Raw genomic sequence first — 12,066 nt, 5'->3', positions numbered from 1 at the left:
GCGGCGCGGCAGACTTGGGCCCATGCGAAATGGCGTGCGCGGTGCGCTGGCGGGGATCGCCGCGGCCGCGGTGGCCCTCGGGCTGGCGGAGTTCGTGGCGGTGTTCACCGGCGCCCGCTCGGCCCCACTGGTGGCGGTCGGCGGGGTCGTCGTCGACCACGTGCCGGGGCCGATCAAGCAGTTCGCGATCGACACCTTCGGCACCCATGACAAGACCGCCCTCATGGTCGGCACGGTGGTGCTGCTCGCCGCGTTCGCCGCGCTGATCGGCTGGCTTTCGCTCCGCAACATCTGGTACGGCGTGGCCGGCATCGCCCTCTTCGGCGCGATCGGTGTCGCATCCGCCCTGACCAGGCCGGACGCGGGTGCCGAGGCCGCGGTGCCGGCGCTGCTCGGCGCGGCGGTGGCCGGCGTGGTGCTCTGGCGCCTGACCTCCGGTCCCACCGAGCTGGGCGACGCGGCCGACCGGCGGCGCTTCCTCACCGGCGTGGCGGTGGTGGCCGGCGCGGCGGCGGTCAGCGGGCTGGGCGGGCGCTGGCTGAGCACCCGGCGGACCGTCTCCGAGGCGCGCAAGGCGGTGCGGCTGCCGGTCCCGACCAGCCCCGCGCCGGCCGTTCCCGCCGGGGCCGAGCTCGGCGTCACCCAGCTCGCGCCGTACGTCACCTCGAACCGCTCCTTCTACCGCATCGACACCGCGCTCGTACTTCCGCAGGTCGACCCGGAGACCTGGACGCTGCGGATCCACGGCCGGGTACGCAACCCGATCACGCTCACCTTCGACCAGCTGCTGGCCCGGCCGATGGTCGAGCGGTACGTGACGCTCGCCTGCGTCTCCAACGAGGTGGGCGGCGACCTGATCGGCAACGCGCGCTGGCTGGGCGTACCGGTGAAGGAGCTGCTCGACGAGGCCCAGCCGCTCGACGGCGCCGACCAGGTCGTGGGCCGCTCAGCCGACGGCTGGACCTGCGGCACGCCCACCGCGGTGCTCCGCGACGGCCGCGACGCCCTGCTGGCCGTCGGCATGAACGGGGAGCCCCTCCCGGTCCAGCACGGCTTCCCCGTGCGCATGGTGGTGCCCGGGCTGTACGGCTACGTGTCGGCCTGCAAGTGGGTCACCGAGCTGGAGCTGACCAGCTTCGCCGACTTCGACGCGTACTGGGTGCCGCGCGGCTGGTCGGCCCAGGGACCGATCAAGACCCAGTCCAGGATCGACGCGCCCCGGTCGAGCAACAACCTCTCGGCCGGCCCGGTGACCGTCGCCGGGGTGGCCTGGGCCCAGCACCGGGGCATCCGCAGGGTGGAGGTACGCGTCGACGGCGGGCCGTGGCAGGAGGCCACGCTGGCCCGCTCGGTCTCGATCGACACCTGGGTGCAGTGGTCCTGGCGGTGGGAGGCGACGCCGGGCCGGCACCGGCTACAGGTGCGGGCCACCGACGCGACCGGGGAGGTGCAGCCGGAGCAGGAGCGGCCACCGGACCCGGACGGCGCTACCGGGTGGCACTCGGTCGACGTTGAAGTCGGATAGCAGGCGGCGTGGGGTGCAGTCGCGAGGCTACGGGCCTTGATCACGACGGCGCACGAGCGCCGAGCGACGGAGCTGGGTAGGCACAGCCGGTACGGCCTTGTGCGGCCGCCCGAGCCGCGCTTCCAGCCGGGCCACGTCGACCCGGGTCTGGTGCCGGTCGGCGAGGTCTTCCCAGCCGACGGCGAGCAGCCGCAGCCGCTCGGACTCGCTGAAGCCACCCCACACGCCGTACGGCTCGCGGACCGAGAGCGCGTGCGCGGCGCACTCCGGCCGCACGGGACAGGCGTGGCAGAAGGACTTCGCCTTCGCCTCCCGGCGGTTGCGCGACGAACCGCGCTCGCCGTCCGGGTGGAAGAACTGTGCGCTGTCTCTGCCCCGGCAGGCGCCCAGCCGCTGCCAGTCCCAGATGTCGGCGATGGGACCGGGCAGTCTGCTCACGTTCGACATCGACACTCCTCCCACGAGGCGCTCCGGCCACGCGAATCACGAATTACCCGCGAGCGCTCGTAGGGAAACCGGCGTGTCTACTGTCGGGAACTTTCAACTTCTTTCGTCCGAAAGCCCGTAATGATCAGTTGGTTCCGTGGTCTCCTCCTCAGAGGAAGAGGAGGATCACAGTGCGTACCGTCCTCGTGTGTGTCCGGACACCGCTCGCGGCGCAGACCGTCGCGGCCGCCGCAGCCCGCCTCGGGATGAGCGGCGCCGTGCGTACCGCCGTGTCGGAGTCCGAAGCCCTACTCCGGCTGGCCGAGCGCCCCGCCGACATAATCCTCGCGGATACCGCGCTGACCAGGCGGGACAGCGTCGGCTTCACCCGGCGAGCCTTAGTACGGGCGCCCGGGGCGGTGATCATTCTCTTCGGCGCCGAAGACCCCCGCGTGGCGGCTGCCACGATCGCCGCCGGCGCCCGCGGCGTGCTGCGCGGCGGCGGTGACCACGACCTGGTGAGCATCGTCGCCAAGGCGCTGCTGCTCTGCCTGCCCGAACCCGCCCGCCCGGCCGCCGCCCGGCCCGCGGTGTCGCGGTCCGGCGAGGCGATGGCCGTGGCCGGCGAACCCGTCGCCGAGGCGGTGCTCCCCGCCGGTGCCCCGGCCACCCGCCAGACCAACGGCCCGATCTCCCGCACCCAGCCGCCCTCGATGGTGCCGGTGCAGCGCGGCGACCAGCTCGACGTGGGCCCGGGCGGCGCGGGCAGACCTCCCGGCGGGAGCCCCAACACCGGCCCGAGCTGGCGGGTCGGCCCCCGCGCCGGCGACCGGCCCGACGGGGTGGCCCGGCGCATGACGCTGACCGAGCGCGAGCTGCAGGTGCTGCGCGGCATGGCGGACGGCAAGAGCAACGCGGAGATCGGCCGCGAGCTCTTCGTCTCCGAGGACACCGTCAAGACCCACGCCCGCCGGCTGTTTCGCAAGCTGGGCGCGCGTGACCGGGCCCACGCGGTGGCCGCGGGCTTTCGCGCCGGGCTGGTGGCCTAGTCCTCGTCGGTGCCTTCGGAGAGGGTGTCGTGCACGCCGTCGGCGTACCCCCGGGCGTACTCCCAGGTCACGTAGTGGTCGGGGTCCGGGTCGTACGCCGGCTCGTGCACGCGGGGGCGGCCCGAGTTGAGCAGGTGACGCAGGTTGCCCCGGAGCAGATCCCAGTCGAAGTAGTGCGGCTCGTGGCAGTCTTCGCACTCGATCACGAGCCCACGGATGCCGATGGGGCTCAGCAGAGCCTGGTAGATCTCGAGGTCGGCCAGGTCCTCCAGCACGTCCTGCCGCTCCGCGTCGGACAGCGGGTCGAGCTGGGGGTCCTCACCGAGGTCCTCCAGGCCCGCGGACGGGTCAGCGGGATCGCCGTTGAACGGGTCGATCGGCTCGTCGTGCTGCACCCCTCCACCGTAGTCGCAACCCTGCTCTCCGCGTGTGCCGCGAGTGCCGACTTGTAACCCCCGGCCCGCAGGTCGGCTCGTCCCTGGCCCGCGGGTCGGCTCAGCTCCGGCCCGCAGGTCGGCGCGGAAGGGCGAACCGACCGATGGGTACGATGAACCATCGCGCCACCGAGAGGACCCAATTGTGGATAACCTGCCTTCCGCCGAGGCTGTACCGATCGGGCTGACCTTCGACGATGTGCTGCTCCAGCCCGCCGAGTCCGAGATCATCCCGAGCCGTGTGCACACCGCGACCCAGGTGAGCCGCAACGTCAGCGTGGCGATCCCGCTGATGTCGAGCCCCATGGACACGGTGACCGAGGCGCGGATGGCTATCGCGATGGCTCGCCAGGGCGGCCTGGGCGTGCTGCACCGCAACCTCTCGATCGAAGACCAGGCGCTGCAGGTCGACCAGGTCAAGCGCTCCGAGGCGGGCATGGTGACCAACCCGATCACCTGTAGCCCGGACGACACCCTTCGGGACGTCGACGCCCTCTGCGGTCGTTACCGGATCTCCGGCGCCCCGGTCACCGACGCGAACGGCACGCTGGTCGGCATCGTCACCAACCGCGACATGCGCTTCGTGACCGACGGCAGCACCCCGGTCCGCGAGATCATGACCCGGATGCCGCTGGTCACCGCGCCGGTGGGGGTCTCCAAGGACGATGCGCTGGCCCTGCTGCGCCGGCACAAGGTGGAAAAGCTGCCGATCGTCGACGACAGCGGCCGGCTGCGCGGGCTGATCACGGTCAAAGACTTCACCAAGAGCGAGCAGTACCCGGACGCCACCAAGGACCCGGCCGGCCGGCTGCGGGTGGCCGCGGCGGTCGGCGTGGGCGAAGACGCGTACAAGCGGGCCCGGACGCTGGTCGACGCGGCCGTCGACGTGCTGATCGTCGACACCGCCCACGGCCACCAGCGGGCGGTGCTGGAGATGGTCGCCCGGCTGAAGAAGGACACGACGGTCGACGTCGTCGGTGGCAACGTGGCGACGTTCGCGGGGGCGAAGGCACTGGTCGACGCCGGTGCCGACGCCGTCAAGGTGGGCGTCGGGCCGGGCGCCATCTGCACGACGCGGGTCGTGGCCGGCGTCGGCGTACCGCAGATCACCGCCGTGATGGAGGCCACCCGGGCGTGCCGTCCGGCCGGCGTTCCGGTGATCGCCGACGGCGGCATCCAGTACTCCGGCGACATCGCCAAGGCCCTCGTGGCCGGTGCCGACACGGTGATGCTCGGCAGCCTGCTCGCCGGCTGCGAGGAGAGCCCCGGCGAGCTGCTGTTCATCAACGGCAAGCAGTTCAAGGCATATCGGGGGATGGGGTCGCTCGGCGCGATGCAGTCGCGCGGGCAGGCCCGGTCCTACTCCAAGGACCGCTACTTCCAGGACGACGTGGTCAGCGAGGAAAAGCTGGTGCCCGAGGGGGTCGAGGGCCAGGTGCCCTACCGCGGGCCGCTGTCGCAGGTCGCCCACCAGCTCATCGGCGGGCTCCGGCTGGCCATGGGATACGTCGGCGCCGAGAGCATTCCTGAGCTGCACGCGCGTGGCCGGCTCATCCGGATCACCGCGGCCGGGCTCAAGGAGAGCCACCCGCACGACATCCAGATGACCGTCGAGGCGCCCAACTACCACACACGATAGGAGCGACCCGTGCGTGACGTGGTGGAGATCGGGTTGGGTAAGACCGCACAGCGCGGATACCACCTCGACGATATTGCGATCGTGCCCAGCCGCCGCACCCGGGACGTCGACGACGTCTCCACCGCCTGGCAGCTCGACGCGTACCCCTTCGACATCCCCTGTGTGGCGCACCCGTCCGACGCCACCATGAGCCCGGCGACGGCGGTGGCCCTGGGCCGCCTCGGCGGCCTCGGCGTGCTCAACGTCGAAGGCCTGTGGACCCGCTACGAAGACCCGACCAAGCTCCTGGAGGAGCTGGCCTCGCTCGACGACGAGGCACCCGCCACGCGGCGGCTCCAGGAGGTGTACGCGGAGCCCATCCGCCCGGAGCTGATCGCCGAGCGGGTGCGCGCCATCCGCGAGGGCGGGGTGACCGTGGCCGTACGGGTGTCGCCGCAGCACACCCTCGCGCTCGCCCCGGTGATCCTCGACGCCGGCGTCGACATCCTGGTCATCCAGGGCACGCTGGTCTCCGCCGAGCACGTCTCCACGACGGACGAGCCGCTCAACCTCAAGGAGTTCATCGCCGACCTCGACCTGCCGGTGATCGCGGGCGGCTGCACCGACTACAAGACCGCGCTGCACCTCATGCGCACCGGCGCCGCCGGCGTGATCGTGGGCGTCGGTGCCGACGAGTGGTCCACGACCGACACCGTGCTCGGCATCCGGGTGCCGATGGCCACCGCGATCGCCGACGCGGCCGCGGCCCGGCGGGACTACCTCGACGAGACCGGCGGGCGCTACGTCCACCTGATCGCCGACGGCGACATCCAGACCTCGGGCGACATCGCCAAGGCGCTCGGCTGCGGTGCCGACGCGGTGATGCTCGGCGAGCCGCTCTCGCTCAGCGAGGAGGCGCCGGCGATGGGCGCCTGGTGGCACTCGGCCGCCAGCCACCCCAACCTGCCGCGTGGCGCGTTCGGGGTGGCCGACGAGCCGCTCGGCTCCCTGGAAAAGGTGCTGTACGGGCCGGCCGACGCGCCGGACGGGCAGCTCAACCTCTTCGGCGGCCTCAAGCGGGCGATGGCCAAGTGCGGCTACCGCGACGTCAAGGAGTTCCAGCGGGTCGGCCTCGTCCTCGACAGGTAGCGGTATTTTCGTGTCGTTTTCGGCGCGAGAGAGGACGCTCCCTACGTGAATCGCAGGCTCCTGGCCGCTGCTCTCGCCGCGCTCCTGGTCGTTCCCGCATGCACCGACCCGTCACCTGCGCCGGGCCCCGGGTCGCCGCCGGCGGCGAAGGTCGACTTCCAGCCGGGCGAGGAGGGCGTCGGCGACCCGTACTTCCCGACGTACGGCAACGGCGGCTACGACGTGCGCCACTACAAGCTGGTGGTGCGGTACGACCCGGGCACCGACGAGCTCACCGGCACCGCCACGATCACCGCGGCCGCCACGGATGACCTGTCCAGCTTCAACCTCGACTTCGTCGGCCTCTCCGTCGACTCGGTCAAGGTCAACGGCAGCGACGCGGACGACCGGCGCGACGACGCCGAGCTCGTGATCACGCCGGCGGACGGGATCGTCAAGGACGCCGAGTTCACCGTCGAGATCGGATACTCGGGCAAGCCGCAGGCGATCCAGAGCCCCGACTTCGGCGAGGGCGGGTTTCTGCACACCGCCGACGGCGCGATCGCGCTCGGCCAGCCCGAGTCGGCGAGCACCTGGTTTCCGGTCAACGACCACCCGATCGACAAGGCCACGTACGAGGTCGAGGCGACCGTGCCGGACGGGCTGAGCGCGCTCAGCAACGGCGTGCCCGGCGGCAGCGCCGACGACGGTGGCTGGACCACCTGGAAGTGGTCGGAGAAGGTGCCGATGGCCAGCTACCTGGCCTTCCTGGTGGTCGGCAAGTTCCGGGTGGAGACCGGCGAGCACAAGGGCAAGCCGCTGTTCACCGCGGTCCAGTCGACGCTCGCCAAGGGCGGCTCGGCCGACCAGGCGATGGCGCAGACCGCCCGGATCGCCGACTTCCTGGAGACCCAGTTCGGCCCGTACCCGTTCGAGGCGTACGGCGGCGTGGTGGTCGACGACGACCGCATCCGGTACGCGCTGGAGACCCAGTCCCGGCCGGTCTACGGCGGCATCTTCTTCAACCAGGGCCCGTTCACCGAGGTGGTCGCGCACGAGTTGGCGCACCAGTGGTTCGGCGACAGCGTCTCGATCGCGCAGTGGCGGGACATCTGGCTCAACGAGGGCTTCGCCAGCTACGCGGAGTGGCTGTGGACCGAGGAGAGTGGCGGGCTCTCGGTGCGGGAGAGCTTCCAGCGCGAGTACGACGACACGGACTGGGAGAACCCGACCGCCGACCCCGGCCGCGCGGGTCTCTTCGGCCGTGCGGTGTACAAGCGCGGCGCGCTGGCCGTGCACGCGCTGCGGCTGGAGGTCGGCGACAGCGACTTCTTCCGCATCCTCAAGACCTGGACCGCGGAAAAGCGCAACGGCAACGCCACCACCGCCGACTTCATCACCGTCGCCGAGCGGGTCTCCGGCGAGTCGCTGGACAGCTTCTTCGACGACTGGCTGATCGGGACGTCCGCCCCGTCGATCCCCCGCTGACCTCGATCACTTACGCACGACGAGGGCCGGGTGGCCGCGCAGGTACGCGTCCGCCCGGCCGGCCACCAGCTCGGAGATGAACTTGCGGCTCTCCGCCGTGAGCTGCTCGCCCTGGTACCCGGAGCCGCGGCCCACGCCCGAGCCGGGCAGGGTCACCAGCGTGAGCGCCGCGGGGCGCAGGCCGCTCAGCGCGTACGCGTAGTCGAGGGCCGGCCGCCCCCGCCCGTCGAACGTCAGCGTCTGGCCGAGCGCGCGCAGCACCCGGTCGACCTCCAGCGGGTTGCGGGCGACGTCGAGGCTGAACGCCTTCGCCAGCACCGCGCGGATGAGCTGCTGGTGGTGCCGCTGCCGGGTGTAGTCGCCGCCGGGCAGGTAGCGCTGCCGCGAGTAGTCCAGCGCCTGCCAGCCGACGAGGTGGCGCATCCCCACCTCGTACACCATCTGGGGGCCGCCGTATCCGGCCGGCCCGCCGCCGGCCGAGCGGCCGCGCCCGTCGGGGCGCAGGTGCTGCGACGGGGTGCGCTGGTCGACGTAGATGTCCACGCCGCCGAGCGCGTCCACGAGCTTGCGGAAGCCGGTGAACGTGAGCACCGCGCCCGCGTCGAAACGCTTGATCCCGGTGTACCGGCTGACCGTCTGCGCCAGCAGCTGGAAACCCTGCGCGACGTCGGGCTTGGCGTCGCCGCGCCGGCTCCCCTCGCTCATCGCGTGGGTGAGCTTGGTGCGCCCGCCCCGGTACCCGGACTTGGGAAACCTCGGGATGTCGACCACGAGGTCGCGGGGGAGCGAAAACATGTACCCCGTCTTGAGCCCCCGTGGCACGTGCAGGATCGTCACGGCGTCCGCGTGCGGCTCCCAGGTCGGGTCGTCCTCGCGGGTGTCGACGCCGACGATGAGCAGGTTGAGCGGGCCGGTGATGTCGGCGCCGGGCGGCGGCGTCGGGCTGGGCGTGGCCGAGGGAGAGATGGAGATCGACGGCGTGGGCGTGCCGAAGAGGTCGGCGGTCGGCACCTCGTACCGGTCGCGCAGGGCGTAGCCCACGGCCAACGCGCCGCCGCCGAGCAGCACGACGGCCGCAAGGGCCGCCGCGCCGAGCATGATCCAACGTCGCCGCGTCATAGAGTGGCATCGTGCCCGGTCGTGCTCTGGTGTGCTAGCTACTCATGAGTAATGATGCGTCCATGGGCCTTGATGCGGCTGAGCGCTACGACGTCGTGGTGATCGGCTCCGGTTTCGGCGGGAGCGTCGCCGCGCTGCGCCTCGCGGAGAAGGGCTACTCGGTCGCTGTGCTGGAGGCCGGGCGGCGCTTCGCGGACGGCGAGTTTCCGCAGACCTCGTGGCGCGCCCGCCGCTTCCTCTGGGCCCCCGCACTGGGCTGCTTCGGCATCCAGCGGATCACGCTGCTCCGCTCGGCCCGCGGGCAGGCCGGCGCGGGCGTGCTGGTGCTCTCCGGCGCCGGGGTGGGCGGCGGGTCGCTCAACTACGCCAACACCCTCTACGAGCCGATGCCCGCCTTCTACGACGACCCGCAGTGGGCCGGCATCACCGACTGGCGTGCCGAGCTCGCCCCGCACTACGACCAGGCCAAGCGGATGCTCGGCGTCACCACGTACCCCCATGAGACCGCCGCGGACCGCGCGATGCGCGCGGTGGCCGAGCGGATGGGGGTCGGGCACACCTTCCACGCCACGCCCGTCGGCGTCCACATCGGGCGGCCGGGGCAGACGGTCGCCGACCCGTATTTCGGCGGCGCCGGCCCGGCCCGCACCGGCTGCGTGCACTGCGGCTCCTGCATGACCGGCTGCCGGCACGGCGCCAAGAACACGCTGGTCAAGAACTACCTCTGGCTCGCCGAGCGGCTGGGCGTCGAGGTGCACCCCCTGACCACCGCGGCAGCGGTGCGGCCGTCGGGGTCGGGCTACCGGATCGAGACGGTACGCACGGGGGCGTGGCCGCGCCGGGGCCGGCGGGTCTTCGAGGCCGACCAGGTGATCTTCGCGGCCGGGGCGCTCGGCACCCAGCGGCTGCTGCACGCGATGAAGGCTTCCGGGGCGCTGCCCCACCTCTCCGACCGGGTCGGCGCACTGACCCGTACCAACTCCGAGGCGATCCTCGGCGCCGGCGTGCTGCGCCCGGCGGCGCGGCGGCGCGGGCTCGACTTCACCGAGGGCGCGGCGATCACCAGCTCGTTCCACCCGGACGAGCAGACGCACATCGAGCCGGTGCGCTACGGCCGCGGCTCGAACGTGATGGGCTTCCTCCAGTCCGCGCTGGTCGACGGCGGCCCCCGCCGCCCGCTGCGGTGGCTGGCCACGATGGCCGCACACCCGCTCACGTACCTGCGGCTGCTCTCCGTCCGCGACTGGTCCAGCCGTACGGTGATCGCGCTGGTCATGCAGTCGGTCGACAACTCGCTGACGACCCAGTACAAACGCGGGCGGCTCCGCACGACCCAGGGGCACGGCGCGCCCAACCCGACCTGGATCCCGGCCGGCAACCAGGCGGTTCGACTCTTGGCCGAGGAGATCGGCGGCATCCCGGGCGGCGCGGTGACGGACGCGTTCAACGTCCCGATGACCGCCCACATCCTCGGCGGCGCGGCGATCGGCGCCACCCCCGCCGACGGCGTGGTCGACGCGTACCACCGGGTCTTCGGCCACCCCGGCCTGCACGTCGTCGACGGCGCCGCGGTCGCCGCCAACCTGGGCGTCAACCCGTCACTGACCATCACGGCCCAGGCCGAGCGCGCGGTGTCGCTCTGGCCCAACAAGGGCGACCCCGACCCCCGCCCCCCGCTCGGCGCGCCGTACGAGCGCCTCGCGCCAGTGGCACCGGCGACACCCGCCGTGCCGGCACACGCCCCCGCCGCGCTGCGCCGGTGAGGCAGTGGGCGCCAAAGACGCCCGTACAGTGGGCGCATGCGGATCGACGCCGTGACCGTTGCTGGATACACCTCCATCCGGGATGCAGACGTACGGCTGCGCCCGCTGAACGTCCTCGTCGGGGCCAACGGCGCCGGAAAGAGCAACTTCGTACGAGCGCTGGAGTTGCTTGGCAGGATCGTCGACAAAGATCTGCAACTTTACGTCGGAATCAACGGGGGACCATCCGCACTCCTGCACAAGCCCCGGGCCGAGAAGCTCACGCTCAAGGTGGAGTCGCTGGGAGTGCGATATGAAGCAGTCCTTCGGCGCACCGTCGACGAACGGCTGATCTTCCAGGACGAACGGATCACGAACCGGGACGAGACCCTTGGTACCGGCGGTGGTCACTACGAGTCGATATTGGACGCCCGGGACGATGGGGACGTCGTCCACCTGCTTCGCGGAGTTCGCGTCTATCACTTCCATGACACAAGCGCGAGTGCGCCGGTGAAGCAGTTTGGGCCGACGGCCGACAACCTTCGTCTCCAGTCGGACGCTGGAAACCTCGCCGCACTGCTCTGGCGGCTGCAGGAAAACCGGCCCGCGGTCTATCGCGAGATCTCTGAGTCGGTCAGGCGAGTCGCGCCGTTCTTTCGTGATTTCGTACTCGAACCGGAGCGAACGGACGAGATTCGCCTCAGGTGGCGTCAGGTCGACTCGGACACGGTCTTCTCCGCGCATCAGCTGTCCGACGGAACGCTGCGCTTTATCTGTCTCGCCACCCTTCTGCTCTCCCCTGATCTGCCACACCTCGTCGCGCTCGACGAACCGGAGCTGGGATTGCACCCCTTCGCCATCGTGCAGCTGGCCGAGATGCTCCGGGCCGCATCCGCGGAGAGCCAGGTCGTCGTCGCGACACAGTCGGTGACGCTGATCGACCAGCTGTCGCTCGAAGATTTGATAGTCGTCGAGCGCGAGGATGGCAGTTCGGTCTTCCGCCGTCCGAGTCCGGATCGGCTCACCGCCTGGCTCGACGAGTACTCCCTCGGTGAACTGTGGCAGAAGAACCTCATCGGGGGGCGGCCCAGGCGCGAGGTGGCCTGAGGTGCGCCGCGTTCACTTCCTGGTCGAGGGCCAGACCGAGGAGATCATCGCGGACCGGGTGCTGCGGCCACACCTCGAATCCCTGGGGGGCTCGGTCAGCATTTCGATCCTGGAGACCAAACGGCCGGCGAGCGGGGGCAAGTACCGGGGCGGCGTCAGCCATTGGCCACGTATCCAGCGCGACCTGCGGCTTCTACTGGGATCCAACTTCGATGTCGTGACGACGTTCATCGACTACTACGGACTTCCGTCGGACGCGCCGGGCATGTCGGACCGGCCGGAGGCCGGTGCGTACGAGCGGGTGACGCACGTCGAAGACACTTCATGGACCCCTGGTGATCGAAGAACTCGGCCTGGCCGTTCTCCGTGCACAGTGCCCTCACCTGGACTCCTGGTTGGTTCGGCTGGAGGAGCACGTACGCTCTTGATA

General features: G+C 71.4%; 10 protein-coding genes and 2 pseudogenes. 9 read left to right on the top strand and 3 right to left on the bottom strand.

Annotated features, from left to right (window positions below):
- Nucleotides 1-22: 22 nt before the first annotated feature.
- The gene (locus RB614_RS02025) at nt 23-1,525 is read left to right on the top strand and encodes a molybdopterin-dependent oxidoreductase (RefSeq protein WP_308710581.1); all 1,503 of its coding nucleotides are present in this window, start codon (nt 23-25) and stop codon (nt 1,523-1,525) included.
- 27 nt (nt 1,526-1,552) lie between these two features.
- Here the strand turns inward: RB614_RS02025 and RB614_RS02020 are convergent, their stop codons facing one another.
- Entirely contained in the window at nt 1,553-1,972 is a 420-nt protein-coding gene (locus RB614_RS02020) for a WhiB family transcriptional regulator (protein ID WP_308710580.1), read from the bottom strand.
- 170 nt (nt 1,973-2,142) lie between these two features.
- On the opposite strand from RB614_RS02020, the gene RB614_RS02015 reads away from it, so the two are divergent.
- Nucleotides 2,143-3,000: a response regulator transcription factor gene (locus RB614_RS02015; protein WP_308710579.1), complete on the top strand. Its 858-nt coding sequence runs from the start codon at nt 2,143-2,145 to the stop codon at nt 2,998-3,000.
- Here the strand turns inward: RB614_RS02015 and RB614_RS02010 are convergent.
- On the bottom strand, nt 2,997-3,395 hold the full coding sequence (locus RB614_RS02010) for a DUF5319 domain-containing protein (protein ID WP_308710578.1): 399 nt from the start codon (nt 3,393-3,395) through the stop codon (nt 2,997-2,999). The genes RB614_RS02015 and RB614_RS02010 overlap by 4 nt on opposite strands.
- 184 nt (nt 3,396-3,579) lie before the next feature.
- Here RB614_RS02010 and guaB point away from each other — a divergent pair, with 184 nt between their 5' ends.
- Genes guaB through RB614_RS01995 form a run of 3 tightly spaced genes read left to right on the top strand, consistent with a single transcriptional unit; the run spans nt 3,580 to nt 7,668 of the window.
- A complete protein-coding gene (gene guaB / locus RB614_RS02005) occupies nt 3,580-5,073 on the top strand; it encodes an IMP dehydrogenase (protein WP_308710577.1) in 1,494 nt (497 codons plus the stop codon).
- Nucleotides 5,074-5,082: 9 nt separating this feature from the next.
- Nucleotides 5,083-6,201 carry a GuaB3 family IMP dehydrogenase-related protein gene (locus RB614_RS02000; protein ID WP_308710576.1) on the top strand — a complete coding sequence of 373 codons (1,119 nt, stop codon included), beginning with the start codon at nt 5,083-5,085 and terminating at the stop codon, nt 6,199-6,201.
- Between the two features lie 45 nt (nt 6,202-6,246).
- Nucleotides 6,247-7,668 carry a M1 family metallopeptidase gene (locus RB614_RS01995; protein WP_308710575.1) on the top strand — a complete coding sequence of 474 codons (1,422 nt, stop codon included), beginning with the start codon at nt 6,247-6,249 and terminating at the stop codon, nt 7,666-7,668.
- 6 nt (nt 7,669-7,674) lie between these two features.
- Here the strand turns inward: RB614_RS01995 and RB614_RS01990 are convergent, their stop codons facing one another.
- Nucleotides 7,675-8,787: an LCP family protein gene (locus RB614_RS01990; RefSeq protein ID WP_308710574.1), complete on the bottom strand. Its 1,113-nt coding sequence runs from the start codon at nt 8,785-8,787 to the stop codon at nt 7,675-7,677.
- Nucleotides 8,788-8,849: 62 nt separating this feature from the next.
- Between RB614_RS01990 and RB614_RS01985 the strand changes: the two genes are divergently transcribed.
- From RB614_RS01985 to RB614_RS44220, 4 genes and pseudogenes are all read left to right on the top strand, one after another.
- Entirely contained in the window at nt 8,850-10,550 is a 1,701-nt protein-coding gene (locus RB614_RS01985; protein ID WP_308710573.1) for an FAD-dependent oxidoreductase, read from the top strand.
- Between the two features lie 36 nt (nt 10,551-10,586).
- Complete coding sequence (locus tag RB614_RS01980) at nt 10,587-11,636, top strand: AAA family ATPase (RefSeq protein ID WP_308710572.1); 1,050 nt, start codon at nt 10,587-10,589, stop codon at nt 11,634-11,636.
- A pseudogene (locus tag RB614_RS44225) lies at nt 11,581-11,940 on the top strand (DUF4276 family protein); the annotation flags it as partial. The gene RB614_RS01980 and the pseudogene RB614_RS44225, both read left to right, overlap by 56 nt.
- Before the next feature lie 24 nt (nt 11,941-11,964).
- Nucleotides 11,965-12,064, top strand: a pseudogene (locus RB614_RS44220) (hypothetical protein); the annotation flags it as partial.
- Nucleotides 12,065-12,066: the final 2 nt, after the last annotated feature.

It is taken from the genome of Phytohabitans maris (genome assembly GCF_031085175.1).
Taxonomy (GTDB): Bacteria; Actinomycetota; Actinomycetes; order Mycobacteriales; family Micromonosporaceae; genus Phytohabitans; species Phytohabitans maris.
This window is presented reverse-complemented; position numbering and strand designations above follow the sequence as displayed.

Excerpts from the sequence above, each read along its gene's own strand:
- RB614_RS01980 (WP_308710572.1), top strand. The coding sequence starts at position 10,587 with ATGCGGATCGACGCCGTGACCGTTGCTGGATACACCTCCATCCGGGAT.
- RB614_RS01990 (WP_308710574.1), bottom strand. The coding sequence starts at position 8,787 with ATGACGCGGCGACGTTGGATCATGCTCGGCGCGGCGGCCCTTGCGGCC.
- RB614_RS02020 (WP_308710580.1), bottom strand. The coding sequence starts at position 1,972 with ATGTCGAACGTGAGCAGACTGCCCGGTCCCATCGCCGACATCTGGGAC.
- RB614_RS02025 (WP_308710581.1), top strand. The coding sequence starts at position 23 with ATGCGAAATGGCGTGCGCGGTGCGCTGGCGGGGATCGCCGCGGCCGCG.
- RB614_RS01985 (WP_308710573.1), top strand. The coding sequence starts at position 8,850 with ATGGGCCTTGATGCGGCTGAGCGCTACGACGTCGTGGTGATCGGCTCC.